The following is a 20640-nucleotide window of genomic DNA, read 5'->3' as shown; positions in this document are numbered from 1 at the left end:
CTCCGTATCGACAGTAGTGAGATGTTCTTGAGTGCCTAAAGGTATGGGTGTTATCCGATACTTCTATGTGGTGCCTCTTATCTGTTGGTTACACAAGATACATTTTTTACCCAGTTGCTTATGTACTACTGGGATTGAAGGCAATCTGCTGAACACCTTTTTGGGCTGCAACTTACGGAAGTACAGCTATATTTTCCCTCCTTATTTATTGAACCCGATCATGACTGATACTTTGAATGTGCTTAAGTCCTCCTCCGCTTCTATTTTTCCTGGACAGCCTTGGCTCGTGGAAGAAAGGGATGCCTGTGGAGTTGGGTTTATTGCCCGTCCCCAAGCCAATCATGATTTGATTCAGCAAGCGTTAACTGGGTTGACCTGCCTAGAGCATCGGGGAGGATGTAGCGCCGACCGAGACTCTGGGGATGGGGCCGGAATTCTGACGGCAATTCCCTGGCAGCTCTTTCAAAAATGGTGGTCTACTCAAGGTCAAACTCTACCGGATACAGAACAGGTGGGAGTGGGGATGGTGTTTTTGCCCGCCGATGCAGGGGCATTGGCTCAATGTAAACAGAGGGTGGAAGAGGTTGCGATCGCAGCCCAATTCCAAGTCCTAGGATGGCGACCCGTACCCATTAAGCCTGACCTTCTAGGAGAACAGGCCCGCGCCAATCAGCCCGATATTGAGCAGGTGTTTCTGGTCTCGCCCCATCTACGGGGTGATGAACTGGAACGCCAGCTCTATTTAGTGCGCAAGCAGATCGAGAAAGCGGTATCTGAAACCCAGGCAGAATGGGCGCAAGAGTTTTACTTCTGTTCTTTGTCCCATCGCACCATTATTTATAAAGGCATGGTGCGGTCAGAAATCCTGGGGACCTTCTATGGGGATTTGCAGAACCCGGACTATATCAGTTCCTTTGCTATTTATCATCGTCGATTTAGTACCAATACCTTACCCAAGTGGCCCCTTGCCCAACCCATGCGCTTTTTGGGCCATAACGGGGAAATCAATACCTTGCTCGGCAACGTCAAATGGATGGCGGCCCGCCAATCAGCCCTGAGCCATCCCCATTGGCAAGACCAGTTTGACGAGCTTCGCCCTCTGGTGAATCCGAACGCCAGCGATTCAGCCAATTTGGACAAGACGCTAGAGCTGCTAGTGCAGTCCGGGCGCAGTCCCCAAGAAGCGCTGATGATGTTGGTGCCGGAAGCCTATCGTAATCAGCCTGCTCTGGCGGACCACCCGGAAATCGTCGATTTTTATGAATACTATAGTGGTCTGCAGGAAGCTTGGGATGGTCCAGCCTTGTTGGCTTTTAGCGACGGCAAAGTTGTGGGAGCGGCCCTAGATCGAAATGGACTCCGACCCGCTCGCTACTGCACCACTCAGGACGGCACCGTTTATGTTTCCTCGGAAGCGGGAGCGATTCCCATTCCCGAAGCAGAGATTGTCACCAAAGGGCGCTTAGGGCCTGGCCATATGATTGCGGTGGATTTAGCTACCCATCAGGTGCAGACCAACTGGGAGATTAAAGCCCAAGTCGCCGCCGAACATCCCTATGGAGACTGGTTGCGATCCCATCGCCAACCCCTCACGGAACAACCTTTTCCCGAAGCTCCACAAGCCGAACTCCAAACCTGTTTCCAGCAGCAGGTGGCCTATGGCTTTTCCCTAGAAGACGTGGAAATGGTGGTGCAGGCCATGGCCAAGGATGGCAAAGAACCCACCTTCTGTATGGGAGATGATATTCCCCTATCGATTTTGTCGTCGCGCCCCCACGTGCTCTACGACTACTTTAAGCAACGATTTGCCCAAGTCACCAACCCCGCCATTGACCCCCTACGGGAAAAGCTAGTCATGTCCTTGGTGACCCTCCTGGGTCGTCGCCGCAATTTGCTCGACCATGATCCAGAAGCCGCCCGTCTGATTAAGCTCAATTCTCCGGTGATTAACGAAACGGAATTGAGTGAGATTCGGGCCTCTGACTTTGGGGTGCAAACCCTCTCCACCTTATTCCCCCTCAGCCATGGTCCGGAAGGCTTAGCCACCGCCGTGCAGTCTCTGTGTGAGCAGGCCACCGCTGCCGTTCAGGCAGGACAGCAAATTCTAGTGATTAGCGATCGCCATACGCCCACTGGGGAGGCCACCTGGCTGAATTCTGACTATAGCTATATCCCACCCTTGCTAGCCGTGGGGGCGATCCATCAGCATTTAGTCAAGCAAGAGATTCGCCTGCAAGCTTCCCTTGTCGTGGAAACGGCTCAATGCTGGAGTACCCACCATTTTGCTTGTCTCATCGGATTTGGTGCGGCAGCCATTTGTCCCTATTTAACTTTCGAATCTGTCCGTCACTGGTGGTCAGATGAGCGGACTCAAAAGCTAATGGCTCGGGGTAAAATTCCGGCCATGACCATTGGTGGTGCCCAAAGTAACTACCGTAAAGCCGTGGAAGCGGGCTTACTGAAGATTCTTTCCAAGATGGGGATTTCCCTAATTTCTAGCTATCAAGGCGCTCAGATTTTTGAAGGGATTGGCATTGGACCGGAGTTGCTAGAGCTAGGATTTGCGGGAACCACCTCTCGGGTGGGGGGACTGACCATTGCTGAACTGGCTCAGGAAACGATGGCTTTCCACCAGAAAGCCTTCCCCGAGCTGGATATGAAAAAGCTAGAAAACTTTGGCTTTATCCAGTTCCGTCCCGGGGGTGAATACCATATGAACAACCCGGATATGTCAAAAGCCCTGCATAAAGCGGTTGCAGATAAAGACTATGACCATTACCAGGTCTACAAGCAGCAGTTGCTTAGCCGACCTGTGACGGCCCTACGGGATTTATTGGATTTTAAGAGCGATCGCACCGCAATACCCCTTACCGAAGTGGAGTCTGTAGAAGCCATCGTTAAGCGCTTCTGTACCGGTGGTATGTCATTAGGAGCCTTGTCCCGAGAAGCCCATGAAGTGTTGGCGATTGCCATGAACCGCATGGGAGCCAAGTCCAATTCTGGCGAAGGCGGTGAAGATACGGTGCGGTTTAAGGTGCTCTCCGATGTGGATGCCAACGGTAAGTCGGCTGTGCTGCCCCATTTACAGGGGCTGCGCAATGGCGATACGGCCAGTTCCGGAATTAAACAGGTGGCCTCCGGTCGATTTGGGGTCACCCCGGAATATCTCATGAATGCCCAGCAAATTGAAATTAAGCTGGCTCAGGGGGCAAAACCCGGTGAAGGTGGACAACTCCCAGGCAAAAAAGTCAGCCCTTACATTGCCATGCTCCGCCGTTCCAAGCCTGGGGTTACCCTGATTTCGCCGCCGCCCCATCACGATATTTACTCCATTGAAGATCTAGCCCAACTGATTTTTGATCTGCATCAGATCAATCCCCAAGCCAAGGTCTCCGTCAAACTAGTGGCAGAAATTGGCATTGGTACGATTGCCGCTGGAGTGGCTAAAGCCAATGCGGATGTCATCCAAATCTCCGGCCACGATGGGGGTACTGGAGCCTCTCCTTTAAGTTCGATTAAACATGCGGGCAGTCCCTGGGAACTGGGGCTAACAGAAGTCCATCGAGCTTTGATGGTGAATCAACTGCGCGATCGCGTCATTCTGCGAGCCGATGGCGGCCTCAAAACCGGATGGGACGTGCTGATGGCGGCCCTGATGGGGGCCGAGGAATATGGCTTTGGTTCCATTGCTATGATTGCCGAGGGCTGTATTATGGCCCGCATCTGCCATACCAATAACTGCCCGGTGGGGGTGGCTACTCAGCAAGAAAAACTGCGCCAGCGCTTCACAGGACTTCCAGAAAATGTAGTTAACTTTTTCTACTTTATTGCCGAAGAAGTGCGAACATTGTTAGCTCACCTGGGGTATCACTCTCTGAATGAACTGATTGGTCGAGCTGATCTATTGCAGGTTCGGGAAGACGCTCAGCTCACCAAAACGAAGCAACTCAATTTGGACTGCTTGACCCAGCTTCCCGATACCCGCACAGACCGCAGTTGGCTGGATCATGGACCTGTTCATACCAATGGTCCCGTTCTGGATGACGAGCTATTGCAGAGCCCTGAGATTCAGCAAGCGCTCCGAAATCAAACGGCTGTGGCTAAAACCGTGGGAGTTGTGAATACGGATCGGAGTGTGGGGGCACGGATTGCAGGTGAGATCGCAAAACAATACGGCAATACGGGATTCACCGGCCAACTGAATCTCACCTTTGAAGGCAGTGCGGGCCAAAGCTTTGGGGCCTTCACCTTGCCCAATATGATCCTCAACTTAGTGGGAGAAGCCAATGACTTTGTGGGGAAAGGGATGCACGGGGGAGAAATAACCATTAAACCCTCACCGGCAGCCACCTATGCCGCTGCTGACAATGTGATAATCGGCAATACCTGCCTCTATGGCGCGACAGGGGGCACCCTCTATGCCAACGGTAAGGCCGGAGAGCGATTTGCTGTACGCAATTCCCAAGGCCAAGCGGTGATTGAAGGATCGGGTGATCATTGCTGTGAATATATGACGGGTGGTGTCGTGGTCGTCCTCGGAGAAACGGGCCGCAATGTCGGTGCGGGCATGACCGGTGGACTGGCCTACTTCTTGGATGAAGACGGCAGTTTCCCCACCAAGGTCAACCCAGAGATTGTCCAAATTCAGCGAGTCAATACTGAGGCAGGTGCCCAGCAGTTAAAGGCTCTGATCCAAACCCATGTGGACCATACGGGCAGCCCCAAAGGCAAAGACCTTTTGGAGCATTGGTCCGAGTATCTACCACAGTTTTGGCAGGTGGTTCCCCCCTCAGAAGCAGAGCGAGCTGAAGTGAGGGAAGGTGCACCGGAAAAAATGTTGACGTCAGCTTAAGTGGGCATAAGGTTTGGCAATCTGTCAGGGGAGTGCAGGGTTTATTCGGTACAATAATCCCCAACTCATCACCGTTGCGTGTGACCCACTCCTATGGCTAAGTCCAGCTTGTCCCTGGCCCTGACGGCGTCTGACCCTTTTGAGGTTAAAGACCAGAAAAAACGCCTACAGCCGGCTTTTAAGAAGTCATTGCCCTGGTTGCTAATGGGCTGTATCTCTCTGCCCATTAAGCTGCCGTTTCCTACCCCGTTTGACTGCAAAACGCCCCCGACAAACCCCTACGATTCGTCGGCAGCCGCGACGGCGGCAGCCAGTGCCCCGGCCTGTGCCTGAACCCGTACTAGAAGTCCCCGCCCCCCATCCCGCCTCAGAAATCAAGGCCTAATCTCATAGTGGGTGCCCAAGGGAACTTCTCTCAACTGATTTATGCAGAAGTCAATGATATTCGCCAGTCCTATGGTCTGCAGCCCTTGCAGTGGAATGCAAGCGTCGCCAACGTGGCCCGTCAGCATAGCCGGAATATGGCGGACAATAACTTCTTTAGTCATGCGGACCCCCAGGGCAATACGGCTTTGGAACGATTATTAAATGCAGGGGTGCCGTTCAATTTAGTAGCCGAAAACTTGGCCCTGAATGATAATGCACCGGATCCGGTATCCGTTGCCATTAAAGGATGGTTGGATAGCCCAGGTCATCGGCGGAATATGCTTCGGGCCGAAGTGACCGATACGGGAGTAGGTGTAGTGCGTCAGGGCGAAGAATATTTCTTCACACAGCTGTTTATTCGGCGGCCTTGAGGGATACAAAGAGTCTAGATAGAAGGCTTAGAGAGACTTTCATTAAGTAACATTGTTTGAAGTTTCCTCTCATTTTTGTCGAAGTGGCAAATGCACTGCTGTAAACTAAACTCGTTATAGGATCCTTGACTATACAGTTGTCTTTGAAAAGCACCCGACGCTAGCAGACGCCTGTTAACGTCAATTATTTTTTGGAGCTCTTATTCAATGTCTCACACAGTCAAAATTTATGACACGTGCATTGGATGCACCCAGTGTGTCCGCGCCTGCCCGACTGATGTTCTCGAAATGGTTCCCTGGGATGGATGTAAGGCTGGTCAAATTGCCTCATCTCCCCGCACAGAAGACTGTGTGGGTTGTAAGCGTTGCGAAACGGCTTGCCCCACCGACTTCTTGAGCATTCGGGTTTATCTAGGTGCAGAAACATCGCGCAGCATGGGCTTGGCTTACTAAGCGTTTTCGCTTTCATCGTAAATCTTGAGTCAATTTTGCTGTGTTGCATTTTTAAAAAGAGGGAGCCTCGGCTTCCTCTTTTCGTGTTTTAGCTATGGATTTGACGGCGGACGATATGAGCCAATCAAAGACGATTTGGGTAAATGAACAGCTCGATCCGGCTGGGTTAATGTATGCCTGTATTGCCTGTTGTGATGCCCAGCATGCCCAAGACTGCCACACTTCTTTTCAAGACAATTTGACGGAGTATCAAAAGCAAGCAGGATGGGTGGCCCGTTTGAGAACCGTGGAGTCCTGGGATGATGTTCCCGCCTGCGCCCTGAAACTCAGCTAAGATGTCTGAAGTGTCGGGTCGCGCATAGGCAAACAGCATGGAAAACGGTCGAAACCGTGAAGATAAGGCTACCAAAATTCCTCAAACTCTAGCGGCAGAGCTGGGTAATAGTAGTCCTCAAACAGCATCGATGCGTCCAGAACATCTGTCGCTCCCAGAAGATAGTCCTGACCAAGCAGACTCAGCGGTTGCTTGGTCGATTGAGGAAAGCGAAAAACTCTACCGAATTCGGGGGTGGGGAGAACCCTATTTTTCCGTTAATGCAGCAGGCCATGTGACGGTATCGCCCAAAGCCGATCGAGGGGGCTCTTTAGACCTGTATGAGCTAGTCCAGTCCCTGCAGCAGCGAGATATCCATGCTCCTTTGCTGATCAGGTTTTCAGATATTTTGGCGGATCGAATTGAGCGCTTAAATGCCTGTTTCGCTAAAGCGATCGCACGCTACAGCTATCCCGGTCGCTACCGAGGTGTTTTTCCCGTCAAATGCAATCAACAGCGCCACCTGGTAGAAGACTTAGTCCGTTTCGGTCAACCCCATCAGTTTGGGCTAGAAGCAGGCTCTAAACCAGAATTACTCATTGCCATTGCCTCCCTCAAAACCCCCGGTGCATTGCTGATTTGCAATGGCTATAAAGATTTGGAATATGTCGAAACCGCCATGCTGGCCCAGCGTTTGGGGCATCAGGCGATTATTGTGATTGAACAACTCGAAGAAGTGGATCTAGTGATCGAAGCCAGCCGTCGGCTTCAGATTCAGCCCATTTTGGGGGTGCGGGCCAAGCTCAGTGCCAAGGGAATTGGTCGATGGGGAACGAGTGCGGGGGATCGCGCCAAATTCGGTCTCAACATTCCAGAAGTCGTGGCTGCCATTGAGCATCTGCGGGTCGCTAATCTACTTGATTCCTTACAATTGCTCCATTTCCATATTGGCTCTCAAATCTCAGCCATTAGCGTGATCAAAGATGCCCTGCGGGAAGCCAGCCAAATCTATGTCGAGCTGGCCCGATTAGGAGCCAACATGAAGTTCTTGGATGTGGGCGGTGGCCTAGGGGGTTGATTACGACGGATCGAAAAGCAACTCGGCAGCGTCTAAAAACTACAACATGCAGAACTATGCCAATGATGTGGTTGCCGAGGTTAAAGAAGCCTGTGCTGAAGCGGATATCTCCGTGCCCACATTGGTGAGTGAAAGTGGGCGAGCCATCGCCTCTCACCAGTCTGTGCTGATTATGAATGTGTTGGGTAGTAGTGAAACCCTAGACCTGACGCCAGAACCGGCCCAAGCTGATGAACATCTGATTATTCGGAATCTCTGGGAAACCTATCAAACTATTGATGCCGAGAACTATCAGGAAGCCTATCATGATGCTTTGCAGTTCAAGGAAGAAGCGGTTAGTCTGTTTGGGTTTGGCTATCTGAGTCTGCAGGGGCGGGCCAGGGTAGAGCGACTCTGTGGGGCCTGTTGCCAGAAGATACTTGCGATCGCACGGCAAGACGATGACGTTGCCGTTGACTTAGAAGATCTCGAACGTCGGATGGCGTCACTGTATTACACCAATCTTTCTGTTTTTCAATCTGCCCCCGATACCTGGGCAATTGGTCAGCTATTTCCGATTATGCCGATTCACCGTCTTGAAGAAGAGCCAACTCAAAGGGGCACTCTCGTCGATCTCACCTGCGATAGTGATGGCAAAATCGATCAATTTATCTACTCTCGCGACACAAAACCAATCCTGGAACTACATACCTTAAAGCCCAATGAACCCTATTACTTAGGGATGTTTCTAAATGGGGCTTATCAAGAGGTCATGGGCAATCTCCATAATTTATTTGGTGATACCAATGTCGTTCATATTGATCTAACCCCGATGGGGTACCACATTGCCCATGTGGTCAAGGGCGACACGATCACCGAGGTACTGGAATATGTCCAATATGACGCTGATGATCTGATAGAAGAAATTCGGAAACAGTCTGAAGCCGCATTGCAAGAACAGCACATCACATTACCAGAAGCCCAACTTCTCCTAAAAAATTATGAGCGTAGTCTCAGAGGCTATACCTATCTCAAGTCTTAAGACCAATTAAAATGTTGCAATGAAGACTTTGGCTTGTCCTCAGCTTGCAACATCGACTCATTCAAAATAGACCTTTCCTCCAAAGAAATATGGAGGAAAGGTCATCATTCAAAGGAAAGAATGAGTTAATTTAATTCAGTACAGCGACTTCAGGCTGAACAGTAACGTTTGCCTGGGAGAGATGCTTCATCATGTATTCAACGGTTTGTGGAGTTACCCAGCCGTGGTTTACCAAAATTTCTCCTAAGCGTTTGTTCGAGATTTGCTGTTCTAGTAATGCCTCGTCAACTTGTGTTGATGTTACTAAGCCTGCTTCAACTAGATTTGCTCCCAACTGAGCACAGGCGCTAAGTTCTGGATTATCAACCAACGTATTGTTGACTTGATGCAATAGAAATTGAATGGTTCGTTTTTGTACCCAACCCCGTTTTTGTATAACATCTCCTAAACGAGCTGATGTTTCCAGTTCTTGTTCCGCTAAGGCGACTTCCAACTGCTCTGACGTGAGCAGTCCTGCCGCAAGAAGATGAGTACCGATTCCTTGGGAGTCGTTTAGCTGCTCAGTCATAAACTTTAACAGTGGTTGAATATGTACCTCTTCTTTCCATTCACTGGCGATATCTTCGATAATATGATGCTCAGCTACTAATTTGCCTTGGTAATAACGCCGGATGATGGGGTGAAGACTGGGACTTTGCTCTGCATTATGTATGTCATCTTTATGAACTCGCTCAATGGCGAATGGATCAGGAAAGGCATCTAGGTATTCATGTCCGAATTCCAACGTAATAGTGTAGTAGTGGTTGTGTTTTCCTAAATCACTGTCAAAAAGATAGTCTTGAGGAACTTCTTGATAATACTTTCCTTGCTGCTGATCTTCAGATACAAAGATGACATCACATAGAAAGCCTGTTTGCTGCCATAATGCAGAACTCTGATTCACTCGCTTAAGAATTACATCGGTGAATGTTTGTGGAATTAATTCTAAGTTTTGATGCTGCCAGGCTTTGTGATGGAAACGGCGCTCAAAAATTTGGTGGAGAGCTTTAATATTGTATCTAAAGCCGTGAATAAAGCCTGATTGGTTCTCTTTAAAGTCTCTCATATGCATGAGAATACCTGCAAAGAATAGATCTTTTACATTAGTAGATTCCCACGCACTTGTTTGATCAGGGAAACGATTATTAATCGTAAGATTTGGTTTACATGAGTTATCAAAAATGCTGTCATCAAAGCGGAAACCAGTACAAGCGATAATCCGATCATATTCGAGATCTTCTACTTCACCATTTGCATGGGTGTAAGAAACATTGACGATGAACTTACCATGCTCATTTTGCTTGATATTATTAATATGAGCATTAAGAATGAGATTTTGAGATTTAAGTTGATAAGTATCTAAAAAATTGTTATTTACAGCACGGAGATGCCCAACATACTTGGTCTTCCAAGCCATAGAGATTGGATTGGGGCTACAAACATGTATTGTTGCTGCAGTATCAATCAAATTGTCAGCAGTTTCAAATGCAGAATTTCCTTTGCCAATAACTAAAACCCGTTGATTTTCGAAGTCATCTGGTTGTACTGATACATTAGTATATTTTTTCAACTAAATTAATGCCAGGTATTTCGGGTAGATAAGGTTTTGAACAGCCAGTAGCTATTATTAAATTCTTGCATGAATATACTTTGCCATTTTGATCAGTTAATATAAATTTATTGTCTTTAGTGATGTTAGTGATATTGACGCCATACTCAATATTTAAATTGAAGTGGTTAGCAAAATCATCTAAGTAATTGACAAAAGTATCAGCATTTGGGAAATATTTTTTTACTGTAATGTTTGAACAGCATTTCTTCGCTATCGCTTAGGAGTGAATTCCAGTCCCAACGTAGATTTATTTCTGGATTGTCATATCCTGTATGCCGTTTATTAATTGAGATTAGTTTGCGATGTCGAGGATAATCCTTGAAAAAGGTTCCTGGTGATTTCCCTGATTCTAAAATTACATAGTCATGATTAGATTTTTCAAGATAGTAACCTAATTGGATTCCGGCAGGACCAGCACCAAGAATAAGATAATCGAAATCATTGCGATAAAGACTAGAAATACTATTCTCACAATCATTCATTTGGAGAGATAGATTTAATAGTTCATGAGTAAAATCTGTGAAAGCACTAAATAAATCATCAATTATTTCAAGAGAACTCTCTTTCATCTTCTCAGAAATAATCAAATTTTTTAGAAAGTTATCAACATTCTCTATTCCGGTAGTATGACCTGTCTCGACTGATAAATGATGCTTGCCGAAATAAATAAACTCTCTATTTTGTTGTTGATGTAATTCTTCAGCAATTGGCTGGACGTTTGTAAACATAACGTTTCCAGTTGCTTCAAGAACTTCGATGATGATAATTTTTTATGATCGGTGTAGCTTGAAAAGAATTCCTGTATATTTCATTCACTAACTTTCTGCCAGCATAGCAATTTTCATTCCATAGAAATTGCAATGTGCTGCTAAATTTCATGTTTTTATCATAATTTAGATTCTTAATGTCTTCTAGAAACCATTTCCAGTGATGGTCATCTTCATAGGTATGCTTATTAATAATTTCTTGCAATTTATTATTTGTAGGTTCTTCTCGTAAAACAAACTTATTAATATCACTAAAGCTCATGATAAATGAAGAAGCAAATGGAGCAAATGCTAGTTTGTTGATCGCACTAATTTTATTGTTATTTAAATATTCAAAAAAAAGGTAGAAGAGAGAATTCATGCTGCTTATTATTAATATATTCAATTAGTTCTTCCATTTTACATTCCTTAAGATAAATATTCGACTTTTAAAGCTATGCTAATAAATTCAATTAAGCAACCTGTATAAAAATTACTTGCCAAAGATAGATAAAAATCTTGCTCTCTAATATTAGAAAAACTTCGAATTTTGATGGCAAGTAAAATGTAATATTCTATACAGTTTTTCTCGAGATTTATTAGCCTAACTTACTGGTTTGATTTAACAACTTATGACGAATCCTAGAGTCATATCATCAGTAATTTCACCTATAAAGAACTGCTTATTTTGAGGCGAGTAAGCATAATTACGTAGGCTAATATTTTTTTACCGTTAAGTTTTATGAATATATTTCTTCCTCTAAAAAAATATTAAGCAAAAAATTTGCTATATTTGAGATTTGATTGGCTTTTTAAACACATAAAAAATTTGATTGACTAAAAAAATGATAGAAATATCAAAATATAGTTATTAGAAATTTGATGTTAGTTGATTATTTTAGTTAAATAATAGCTTGTATTAGAATATTGAATTTTTTTATTGAAGTTAAAAAATTAGTTGTAAAAAATAATACTTAATTTTGGTAAGACTATGTGTAGGGAACTAGTTTGTTTGGGTTTGATATCCCTATCAAACCTAAAGCTAGAAAAAACTTCTAGAAGTTTTTTTTGAGAAATAGCTAAAATACTCTATTGGCAGAGAATCTCGCAGATTTATCACTCTTTAAGAGAGCAGTACCACTTTTTCGAGATAGAGTCATTAGACCTCTTGCATAATTGTTTTTACAATATGGTAGGGACCTCAATATATAGGCAAAATTGGCTTATATATTAAGTCAGTAGCATATCGTGAACTGAATATTGCAAGAGGTTTATTGATGACTTGACCATTACTGACGTTCTTGGTATGTAAAAACTGATCAATAATCTCGACGATGCCAATCTCATCGGGAGCATGTCACCCTTGCAGATGCACAAAATGTGTAATCAGAAATTTGATATCTGAAAGCAAGACTAGCAAGGACTTCTGGGATAAGTATAAATACTAGATTGCAAAGGTGACTTGCTTCCATCTCATCAATGATGCCTGTAATAATAACGAGTTGGTGGATGTTCTGAGCGCAGGGCTATTTTAAGCTTGCCATAAAGAATTTAAAAGTACTGGAAATTCTTGATAAGCAATGGTGTTATGAGAAATCTGGATGTATAAGTATCATAGTTTCAGATTTTCTTGAAATAGCTTTGATCCTGAATGGCTATCTCTGAAGTTGAAGTCTGAGGGGCAAACTAAAAATTATTCCTTGGTGGCTGATGCCTGCTGGATATCGGATTAGGATAGAGTTATCAAAATTTGATCTTAGAATACATCTATGCTTTTTTGATATAAAGAAGTTTTTGAAATATTAGTGAATGTATTTATTAGCAACAAATTTTGTCTGTTGATAGAATGATGAGATGTATAGTCTGTCTATTATCTATAGGCATACTACATTAACATTATTGTTTTAGTAGATCTATTTTGAAAAGAAAAAATAATTAGTTTTTTAGATATAAATTAATTCAGGAGAAAGTAGTATTCAATGAATATTGGTAACTATGAAATTATCGAGAAAATTGCAAATAGTGAATGTGTTAATGTATATCGAGCTACTAATATAAAAAAGTGGCCAGTCGAATATCATTAAAATGATTAGCGGACTTAATCCTACTCTCTCAGAAATTAGTAAATTAAAGTATGAATATAGAATAACTAAGGATATACACTCTAAAGGAATAGTAAATGTAATAGATTTTCTTGAGTATGATAATAGATATTTTTTAGTCAAAGAAGACTTTCGAGGAGAAACCTTAAAAGAATATATCAATAAAGTATTTAGAGTAAAATTGATAGATTTCTTAGAAATATCTATTCAATTAGCAAATATTGTTAATGATATTCATAGTCAAAATATTATCCATAAAGATATTAACCCTCTAAATATATTAATAAATCCAGAAACAAAAGAAGTAAAAATTACTGATTTTAGTATATCTACATCACTAGAATCAGAGGCACAGTTACCACTTGACTCAAAGAATATCGAAGGCACTCCATCTTATATATCTCCAGAGCAAACTGGGAGAATAAATAGGTGTATAGATAATAGATCAGATCTATATTCACTGGGAATAACTTTATATGAAATGATTGCTGGCAATTTACCTTTTTGCTCTAATGATTTGCTCGAATTAGTGCATAGTCATCTGACGGTAGAGGCAAAGAAACCACATGAGATAGTTCCAGAAATTCCTTTTGTTATTAGTTTGTTGATAATGAAACTAATGAGTAAGGATGCTGATGATCGTTATCAAAGTGCTTTAGGACTACTGCATGATCTAAATATCTGCTTTCGAGAATTATCAGTAAGTGGTAGAGTAAATAACTTTTCTTTGGCTCAAAAAGATCAATCAAATAAGCTGTACATACCACAAAAAAATTTATGGTAGAGATAATGAGTTGAAAATACTAAATAGTGCATTTCATAGTACTATTGATAATCGCTCTAAACTATTATTTGTTAGTGGTTTATCTGGTATTGGTAAAACTTCGTTGATCAATGAAATAAAAAAGAAAAGTATTTTCTGAAAATGGCTTATTCATAACAGGAAAATTTGATTTTTTTACAAAAAAAATATTCCATATTATGCTTTTTTTTGATGGATTCAAAACATTTCTTCAATCTTTATTAACTGAGAATGCTAAAGAGTTAGTTTACTGGAGAGAAGCACTCAATGCCAGTTTATATAATAGTGGAAAGCTAATAATTAACCAACTGCCAGAGCTGGAGCTGATTATTGGACCGCAACCAGATGTACCTTTACTAGACTCTTCAGTTTCTCAAAATAGATTTAGAAAGGTATTTATAGAATTTATAAATACTTTTTCTAATCCCAAACATCCACTTGTTCTATTTCTTGATGATATACAGTGGGCTGATATTGAATCTATTCAATTGATAGATAGTTATTTTAATGATCAAACGCATAAGAACTTACTACTTATAGCTGCTTACAGAGATAATGAGCTAGAGGAAAAATCTGTTCTAGAGAAATATATAACTAAATCTAAAAAATAGCAATTATCTTGCTGGAAATATACACCTTAGTTCACTGACTTTAAAAGCTACTAGTGATCTAGTTAGTGATACTTTTAAGATTGAGAAAGAACATGAAGAGCTTTCAAAAACTCTTCATGTTAAGTCACTTGGTAATCCTTTTTTATCTGAAACAACTTTTAAGAAGTTTATATGAAGATAAGGTTATCTATTATGATTTTGAAAATTTGTGTTGGGCTTGGGATAGCTCTCATCTACATTCTATAAATATTTCTGATAATAGTATTTTAGATATTGTAATTAGAAATTTAAAGACCTTGCCACAAGCAGCCCTTGAAATTATTAAGCTAGCTTCTTGCTTGGGGAATCAGTTTTCACATTCATTATTATCGATAGTCACCAGTAATTCTGCAGCTGAAGTAGCCGAGTTGATGTGGCCTATACTACAAAGTGGATACGTAATACCTCTTAGCGAAAGATACAAAATGCCTTTGACTTTTTTCGCAAGATTTTGATGAATATAGTTTTGATAAAAATCAAAATATAAAGTATCAATTTGCACATGACAAAATTCAACAAGCAGCATATTCATTAATATCTAATACCAATGTTTATGACGTTCACTTAGATATTGGAAGGAAATTATTTGATAATTTGCCAGTCAATATTCAAGATGATTTTATATTTGATATTGTAAATCAATATAATTTTGGAATACCTAAAATCAGCACGGTGAATGAGAAAAAAATTATTATCGAAACTAAATCTATCTGCTGGTCTTAAAGCTAAAAATAGTGCCGCATTTGTTGCCGCTCATAAGTATTTTGATTTCGCAATATCACTTCTACCAGATGGTACCTGGTTGAGTAACTATAATTCTACTAAACAGCTTTATCTGCTTGCTTTAGAATCTTCATATATGGCGATTGATCATCAAAAAGCTCAAAAGATTTTTTAATGATTTGCTGAGATATGCTAGTGATCCACAGGATATAGTTCAAGCATATGAGTATCAGATATCTTTTTACTTTACCCAGAATAAGCCAGAAAAAAGCTATTAATATAGCATTTGAAGCTTTGAATATATTGGGTATTAGGTTGCCTAGAAATCCAAATAAATATAATGTTCTAATATCTATATATAGAGTTAAGTTATTTCAAGGAAGAAGAAAGACACAAAGCTTGTTTGAATTACCGATCATGGAGGATAAAAAAGCAATTATCAGCAATGAAAATATTAATGAGTATGATTCCAGCGACTTTTGTAGCTCAGCCATCACTATATCCAGTATCAGTTTCAAAAAATGGTTGAGCTTTCACTTGTTTATGGTAATTCACCGCTTTCGATATTTGCATATAATTGCTTTGGTTTAGTTTTTTGCGGTGCACTAAACAAGACAAATATTGGTTATGAATATGGAAGTCTAGCATTAAACTTGCAAGAACTTTTTAAGCTAGAACAATATAGTTCTAAAACTATTTTTTGTGTTTTACGTATTTGTAAATCCTTGGGTAAATCATATCCAAAAAATCAATTGATATATTACCTAATGGTGTTAGTGTTGGAATTAAAAATGGAGATATTGAGTATGCAAGTCATTGTGCCTCTTTTTACACTATTTTTTCTTTTTTTTAAGTGGTATTACAATAAAAAAATGTATCTCATGAACATGATATTTATTCTAAATTATTAGATACTAATAAGCAGGAATTTCAACTTATACATTCAAATATTTGGAGGCAAGTATCTGAAAATCTTTCAAATGATTTTAATTTGACTTATGAAAGCTGTAAGTTAAATGGAAATTATTTCAGTGAAATTAAAAAATCTTCAAGAAGTATTGAATTCTAAGAATGACTTAGTTATATCTGCATACTATTTAGCAAAATCTTTTCTTTCTTCTATTTTTTAACTTATACCAAGAATCTATGCTTTATTCAGAATTGGCTAATAAGCATATTAAAGAAGTTCCTGGTGTAATTTATTTGCCTATCAGTGTATTTTTTTAACTCTTTTACACATCTTAAGCTATATGAGTCATCTAAAAAATATTCTAAATATAATGTGATTAGGCATGTAAAAGCTAATCAAAGTAAATTAAAAAAAATGGTCTGAACAAGCTCCAGAAAATTTTTTCTCAGATGTATTATCTTATACAAGCGTTGCTATACTCTGCTCAGGAAAATATTGATGGTGCAATTAAGTGTTTCGAATATGCAATAGAACTTTCAAGAAATAATAATTATATATATATACAGGCTATTTCAAATGAAGCTTATGCTGAATTTCTTTTTAAATTTCGAATGGGAAAGGCTTTTGAAGTTTATATGAGAGAGGCATTCTATTTATATGATAAGTGGGGAGGCTCAAGCAAAAACTACTCAGATGGGAAATAAGTACTCTTTTTTAAGTGAAATTCCATTAAAAAAAAAGTTATTCAGATTCAAATTTACTTACAGATAGTTTTTCTTCTACTAGACAAGTTGATCTTGATTTAGCTTCTGTATTTAAAACTACACAGGCTATCTCTGAAGAAATTGTTTTAAGTAAACTTCTAAAAAACTATTATGAATCTTTTAGCTGAAAATGCTGGGGCTCAAATTGGTATATTATTTCTAATACGTGATGATAAACTTTTAGCCGTAGCATCTACAGGTTTGTCTTCTAATATTACATTTGATTCTGCTATAAACCCAGAAGAATCTGACATCTCATCATCTTCTGCATTAAATTATGTTAGTCGCACTCACAATTCATTGATTCTGGAAAATGCTCAAGAGCATCAGATATATAGTAGAGATCTATATATTAAAAAAAAACCAAGTAAAATCATTGCTTTGCTTGCCACTAATAAAACAAGGACAATTAGTAGGATTAGCTTATTTTGAAAATAATTTGGCAACTAATATTTTTCGAAAAGATCAACTTGAAGTGATGAATATTTTAAGTTCACAAGCAGCTATATCACTTGAAAATGCATATTTATATGATGATTTAACTGTATCTCGTCAGCGTGAGAAAGCTGAAAGAGAAATCAATGAGTTGAAGTCTCGTTTTATTTCTATGACATCTCACGAGTTTCGTACTCCATTGACGGCAATTTTGGGAACTACGGAATTAATCAAGCATTATGGGCAGGGATGGGAAACAGAGAAGCAGCATTCATATCTTGACCGTATACAAAGAAACGTGAAACATATGACTGGGCTTCTAGATGATGTCTTAGTTCTTAGTAAAGCAGATGTAGGTAAGACAGAGTTTAACCCCGTATCTATAGATCTCACAGTTTTTTGTAGTAGCTTAGTTGAAGAGTTTCAGTTGAATACTAAGCGTGGTCAAAACATTGAATATGTTTTAGAAGGAAAACAAACTACTTGCTTCTCAGATGAAAAGATACTAAGACAAATCCTAAGTAATTTGCTTTCTAATGCAATTAAATACTCTCCAGAAAGTTCTATCGTTTGTTTTACTGTAACTTTTTTCTAATGATGAGGTTATATTTTTGATTAAGGATCAGGGAATAGGTATTCCTGAATCTGATCAACCACATCTTTTTGAATCTTTCCAACGCGCCACAAATGTTGGACAGATTCAAGGTACTGGACTAGGATTAGCAATTGTGAAAAAGTCTGTAGAGCTTCACCAAGGGACGATCACCTTTGAGAGTACTGCTAGTCAAGGAACAACTTTTATTGTCAGGCTACCCATTACTGCAGAATCGTTAGGGATTGAGTCCCATTAACTTTGTGCTGCTTTTTCAAAGGCTAGTGCAGCATCTATAGTTGCATCGACTTGGAAGAGTTGCTCTGAGATCGCAGGTGATACCGTAAACGTATCGAGGGTTTCCTGAGTTAGAGCAGTGATGTCATCAACACTTCGGATACTTGCCACCAAAAGCTTTGTGGAACTATTGACACCATTCAAGCCTCTTTGCATCGAAATGATATCTTGCCTGCCATCTTGCCCCAGATCCGTCATTCGCCCCAAATAGGGGGCAGCATAATCAGCCTTAAGGGCTGCAGCAATCAATGCTTGATGAACGGCATATACTCCAGTCAAAGTAACCCGAATTCCTTGCTGAATTAACTGTGCAGCTGCTTCTGTACCAGCCAAAGTAATGGGCACTTTAACCACTACGCGGGAATCGATGGCTGAGATCGCACATCCCCGACGAACTAAATCTTCAACTTCAGTGCCCCAGGTCTGTAAATGAATTTCTTGAGCGCCTCGCTGAAAGGCTTCTATAGCTAGCTTTTTGAGTTGGTCGAGGGTGCAAGGGATATGTGCTCGTTCCAATAAGGTGGGATTGGTTGTGACCCCATAAAATAAGCCCTTACTCAGCCAAAAGTCCCAGGCCTTAATATCTGCAGTGTCTAAAAACAGGTACATTAAGCCAATCCTTAGTAAGCCTTGCCAGAGAATCTTACCTGAAACGGTGGTGCTATCCCACCCGTTTTTGAGGCTGAGTGTCCGAACTAAGCAGGATAAATCCGAAGTCGGCGATTCGGATCTTCGCCAAAACTGCGAGACTGCAAACGGTAATGCTCAATCAACTCATGCTGCATTTTGCGAATGCTGGCAGAACGAGGCAGTAACTCTACGGGCTGCTTTTTAGGAATAACGATTTGCTCAACCGCAAGTCTGGCTTCTTCTAGAGCTTCCATCTCATCGTCATCATTACTGCCGGAAAACAGCTTGAGATCCACCAGCTCTGGGGTGCCTGGATCGTCCATATTCACTAGGCGGCGTAGACCTCTGGCAATTTGAGGAATGGTACTCGACTTAACGGTGTGGATGGGGACCTGGCGGGTCTTGGCTAGATTGCGAAGTTTGGAATGATGCTTAAGATGCGATCGCAAGGCAAAGATCACGTCTGCATGATCCATATCCTTGGTGAGCACAATCGGTAAATTCAGGGTTGTAATCACCTGCTCGAGCTGGGACCGGCTAACCGCATAGGGATAGACATGGAGGGGCAGATCCTCGCCGTTGGGACCTGCGGTGAAATTGAGGGTATTGCCATACTGATCTTGCTGCTGCAAGGATGCATCCAATAGGGTTTGAAACTCATTGAAATCTGTTTTGGCTGGAGCAACGGGATTGGGAACGGGCTGCATCCGACCTGAGGCTCGCCAGCCACTGGGGGCAGACTCAATGGGAGTCGGCTCGGCGATGGGCGTAGTAGACAGTTCATGGGTAATGGTGACCTTGCCGCTATCGCTGACCGTACGGACTTGAGGATTGGGAATTCGACCTCTCAGGAGATTATCAATCGTGTTGGCGACTTCTTCATGCACAATCCAGCGGGACCGCTCTGACATTTCGACAGCAATATCAAAGGTCGGGGGAGCTTTCCGCTCTAGCACACTTTTTTGGCTGCCCCGACGACGAGCTTCATCATCTCCCAGGGTGACAGACTGAATGCCGCCCACTAAGTCAGATAAGGTGGGATTTTTCAGCAGGTTTTCGATGCGATTGCCGTGGGCGGTACCAATTAACTGCACCCCTCGTTCAGCAATGGTGCGGGCCGCCGCCGCTTCTAATTCGGTGCCAATTTCATCAATTACGATGACTTCTGGGGTGTGGTTCTCCACCGCCTCGATCATGACCTGATGTTGTAATTCGGGGCGGGCCACCTGCATCCGTCGGGCGCGACCAATGGCAGGGTGGGGAATATCGCCATCCCCGGCAATCTCGTTAGAGGTGTCAATAATAACGACCCGTTTCAGGAGGTCATCGGCTAGGACCCGAGCAATTTCTCGCAAGGCGGTCGTTTTACCGACACCAGGGCGTCCCAGCATGAGGATTGAACGACCACTTTCCACGAGGTCGCGAATAATTTCAGTGGTGCCTAACACGGCACGACCCACTCGACAGGTGAGGCCAATCACTTCTCCTTGGCGGTTGCGCATGGCGCTAATCCGATGTAGAGTCCGCTCGATACCGGCCCGGTTATCACCACTGAAGTGACTGACCCGTTGAATGCAATAGTCTAAATCGTCTCGGCTAATGGGTTCTGTGGATAAATATTCGGCTTGGCCTGGGAAGCGAGCTTCCGGTTGGCGACCCAGATCCATCACCACTTCAATCATCACACTGCGTTGGGGGTGTTGTTGCAGGTGAGATCGCAATGTCTCGGGCAAAATATCGAGCAATTGTTCAAGATTATCGGTGATGTGCTGGTTTTCTCCTGATGCTTGTTCAACCATGAATTTGCAGTAAATGAAATAACAA

19 protein-coding genes and 2 pseudogenes are annotated in these 20640 nt (G+C 42.1%); 15 read left to right on the top strand and 6 right to left on the bottom strand.

Annotation, left to right across the window (positions count from 1 at the left end):
• Positions 1 to 220 precede the first annotated feature (220 nt).
• The 6 genes and pseudogenes from gltB to speA all read left to right on the top strand — a co-directional run bounded on the left by gltB (position 221) and on the right by speA (position 8514).
• Positions 221 to 4852 (top strand): glutamate synthase large subunit, encoded by a 4632-nt coding sequence (gene gltB, locus HRE53_RS06425; protein WP_235109568.1) that lies wholly within the window; start codon positions 221 to 223, stop codon positions 4850 to 4852.
• Between the two features lie 93 nt (positions 4853 to 4945).
• A complete protein-coding gene (locus HRE53_RS06420; protein ID WP_235109566.1) occupies positions 4946 to 5185 on the top strand; it encodes a hypothetical protein in 240 nt (79 codons plus the stop codon).
• Positions 5186 to 5244: 59 nt separating this feature from the next.
• Positions 5245 to 5649, top strand: coding sequence for a CAP domain-containing protein (locus HRE53_RS06415; protein ID WP_235109564.1), 405 nt, complete (start codon positions 5245 to 5247; stop codon positions 5647 to 5649).
• Positions 5650 to 5856: 207 nt separating this feature from the next.
• Positions 5857 to 6102 (top strand): photosystem I iron-sulfur center protein PsaC, encoded by a 246-nt coding sequence (gene psaC / locus HRE53_RS06410; RefSeq protein WP_212662693.1) that lies wholly within the window; start codon positions 5857 to 5859, stop codon positions 6100 to 6102.
• Positions 6103 to 6196: 94 nt separating this feature from the next.
• Positions 6197 to 6436, top strand: coding sequence for a hypothetical protein (locus HRE53_RS06405; RefSeq protein ID WP_315874846.1), 240 nt, complete (start codon positions 6197 to 6199; stop codon positions 6434 to 6436).
• A gap of 130 nt (positions 6437 to 6566) precedes the next feature.
• Positions 6567 to 8514 (top strand): annotated as a pseudogene (gene speA, locus HRE53_RS06400) (biosynthetic arginine decarboxylase).
• A gap of 130 nt (positions 8515 to 8644) precedes the next feature.
• Here the strand turns inward: speA and HRE53_RS06395 are convergent.
• The 4 genes from HRE53_RS06395 to HRE53_RS06385 are packed head-to-tail and all read right to left on the bottom strand — an operon-like array spanning position 8645 to position 11293.
• On the bottom strand, positions 8645 to 10123 hold the full coding sequence (locus tag HRE53_RS06395) for an NAD(P)-binding domain-containing protein (protein WP_255801254.1): 1479 nt from the start codon (positions 10121 to 10123) through the stop codon (positions 8645 to 8647).
• Positions 10107 to 10355 (bottom strand): NAD(P)-binding domain-containing protein, encoded by a 249-nt coding sequence (locus HRE53_RS34280; protein ID WP_255801476.1) that lies wholly within the window; start codon positions 10353 to 10355, stop codon positions 10107 to 10109. Before HRE53_RS34280 ends, HRE53_RS06395 begins: the two co-directional genes overlap by 17 nt.
• The gene (locus HRE53_RS06390; RefSeq protein ID WP_235109563.1) at positions 10324 to 10893 is read right to left on the bottom strand and encodes an NAD(P)-binding domain-containing protein; all 570 of its coding nucleotides are present in this window, start codon (positions 10891 to 10893) and stop codon (positions 10324 to 10326) included. The genes HRE53_RS34280 and HRE53_RS06390 overlap by 32 nt, the downstream gene beginning before the upstream one ends.
• A 16-nt stretch (positions 10894 to 10909) precedes the next feature.
• The gene (locus HRE53_RS06385) at positions 10910 to 11293 is read right to left on the bottom strand and encodes a hypothetical protein (RefSeq protein ID WP_235109561.1); all 384 of its coding nucleotides are present in this window, start codon (positions 11291 to 11293) and stop codon (positions 10910 to 10912) included.
• Between the two features lie 1694 nt (positions 11294 to 12987).
• On the opposite strand from HRE53_RS06385, the gene HRE53_RS06380 reads away from it, so the two are divergent.
• The 9 genes and pseudogenes from HRE53_RS06380 (at position 12988) to HRE53_RS06345 (ending at position 18148) form a co-directional block, all read left to right on the top strand.
• Complete coding sequence (locus HRE53_RS06380) at positions 12988 to 13797, top strand: serine/threonine protein kinase (RefSeq protein WP_396133447.1); 810 nt, start codon at positions 12988 to 12990, stop codon at positions 13795 to 13797.
• A gap of 10 nt (positions 13798 to 13807) precedes the next feature.
• Positions 13808 to 13936 carry an ATP-binding protein gene (locus tag HRE53_RS35125; protein ID WP_396133419.1) on the top strand — a complete coding sequence of 43 codons (129 nt, stop codon included), beginning with the start codon at positions 13808 to 13810 and terminating at the stop codon, positions 13934 to 13936.
• Between the two features lie 10 nt (positions 13937 to 13946).
• A pseudogene (locus tag HRE53_RS06375) lies at positions 13947 to 14426 on the top strand (AAA family ATPase); the annotation flags it as partial.
• 92 nt (positions 14427 to 14518) lie between these two features.
• Positions 14519 to 14920: a hypothetical protein gene (locus HRE53_RS06370; RefSeq protein ID WP_235109557.1), complete on the top strand. Its 402-nt coding sequence runs from the start codon at positions 14519 to 14521 to the stop codon at positions 14918 to 14920.
• Positions 14921 to 15141: 221 nt separating this feature from the next.
• Entirely contained in the window at positions 15142 to 15363 is a 222-nt protein-coding gene (locus tag HRE53_RS06365) for a hypothetical protein (RefSeq protein ID WP_235109555.1), read from the top strand.
• 1205 nt (positions 15364 to 16568) lie between these two features.
• Complete coding sequence (locus HRE53_RS06360) at positions 16569 to 16802, top strand: hypothetical protein (RefSeq protein ID WP_235109553.1); 234 nt, start codon at positions 16569 to 16571, stop codon at positions 16800 to 16802.
• A 171-nt stretch (positions 16803 to 16973) separates the two neighbouring features.
• Positions 16974 to 17294 (top strand): hypothetical protein, encoded by a 321-nt coding sequence (locus HRE53_RS06355; RefSeq protein WP_235109552.1) that lies wholly within the window; start codon positions 16974 to 16976, stop codon positions 17292 to 17294.
• Complete coding sequence (locus tag HRE53_RS06350; RefSeq protein WP_235109550.1) at positions 17248 to 17892, top strand: GAF domain-containing sensor histidine kinase; 645 nt, start codon at positions 17248 to 17250, stop codon at positions 17890 to 17892. The genes HRE53_RS06355 and HRE53_RS06350 overlap by 47 nt, the downstream gene beginning before the upstream one ends.
• Before the next feature lie 10 nt (positions 17893 to 17902).
• Positions 17903 to 18148 carry a sensor histidine kinase gene (locus tag HRE53_RS06345; protein ID WP_255801475.1) on the top strand — a complete coding sequence of 82 codons (246 nt, stop codon included), beginning with the start codon at positions 17903 to 17905 and terminating at the stop codon, positions 18146 to 18148.
• On the opposite strand, the gene HRE53_RS06340 is transcribed toward HRE53_RS06345, so the two are convergent.
• Entirely contained in the window at positions 18145 to 18795 is a 651-nt protein-coding gene (locus HRE53_RS06340) for a transaldolase family protein (RefSeq protein WP_235109547.1), read from the bottom strand. The two genes, HRE53_RS06345 and HRE53_RS06340, sit on opposite strands and share 4 nt — an antisense overlap.
• 86 nt (positions 18796 to 18881) lie before the next feature.
• On the bottom strand, positions 18882 to 20615 hold the full coding sequence (locus tag HRE53_RS06335; RefSeq protein WP_235109545.1) for a R3H domain-containing nucleic acid-binding protein: 1734 nt from the start codon (positions 20613 to 20615) through the stop codon (positions 18882 to 18884).
• Positions 20616 to 20640: the final 25 nt, after the last annotated feature.

The sequence above is a fragment of the Acaryochloris sp. 'Moss Beach' genome, assembly GCF_021497025.1.
GTDB classification, from domain to species: Bacteria; Cyanobacteriota; Cyanobacteriia; order Thermosynechococcales; family Thermosynechococcaceae; genus Acaryochloris; species Acaryochloris marina_A.
The sequence above is the reverse complement of the archived record's forward strand: the minus strand, read 5'-3'. Positions and strand labels throughout refer to the sequence as shown.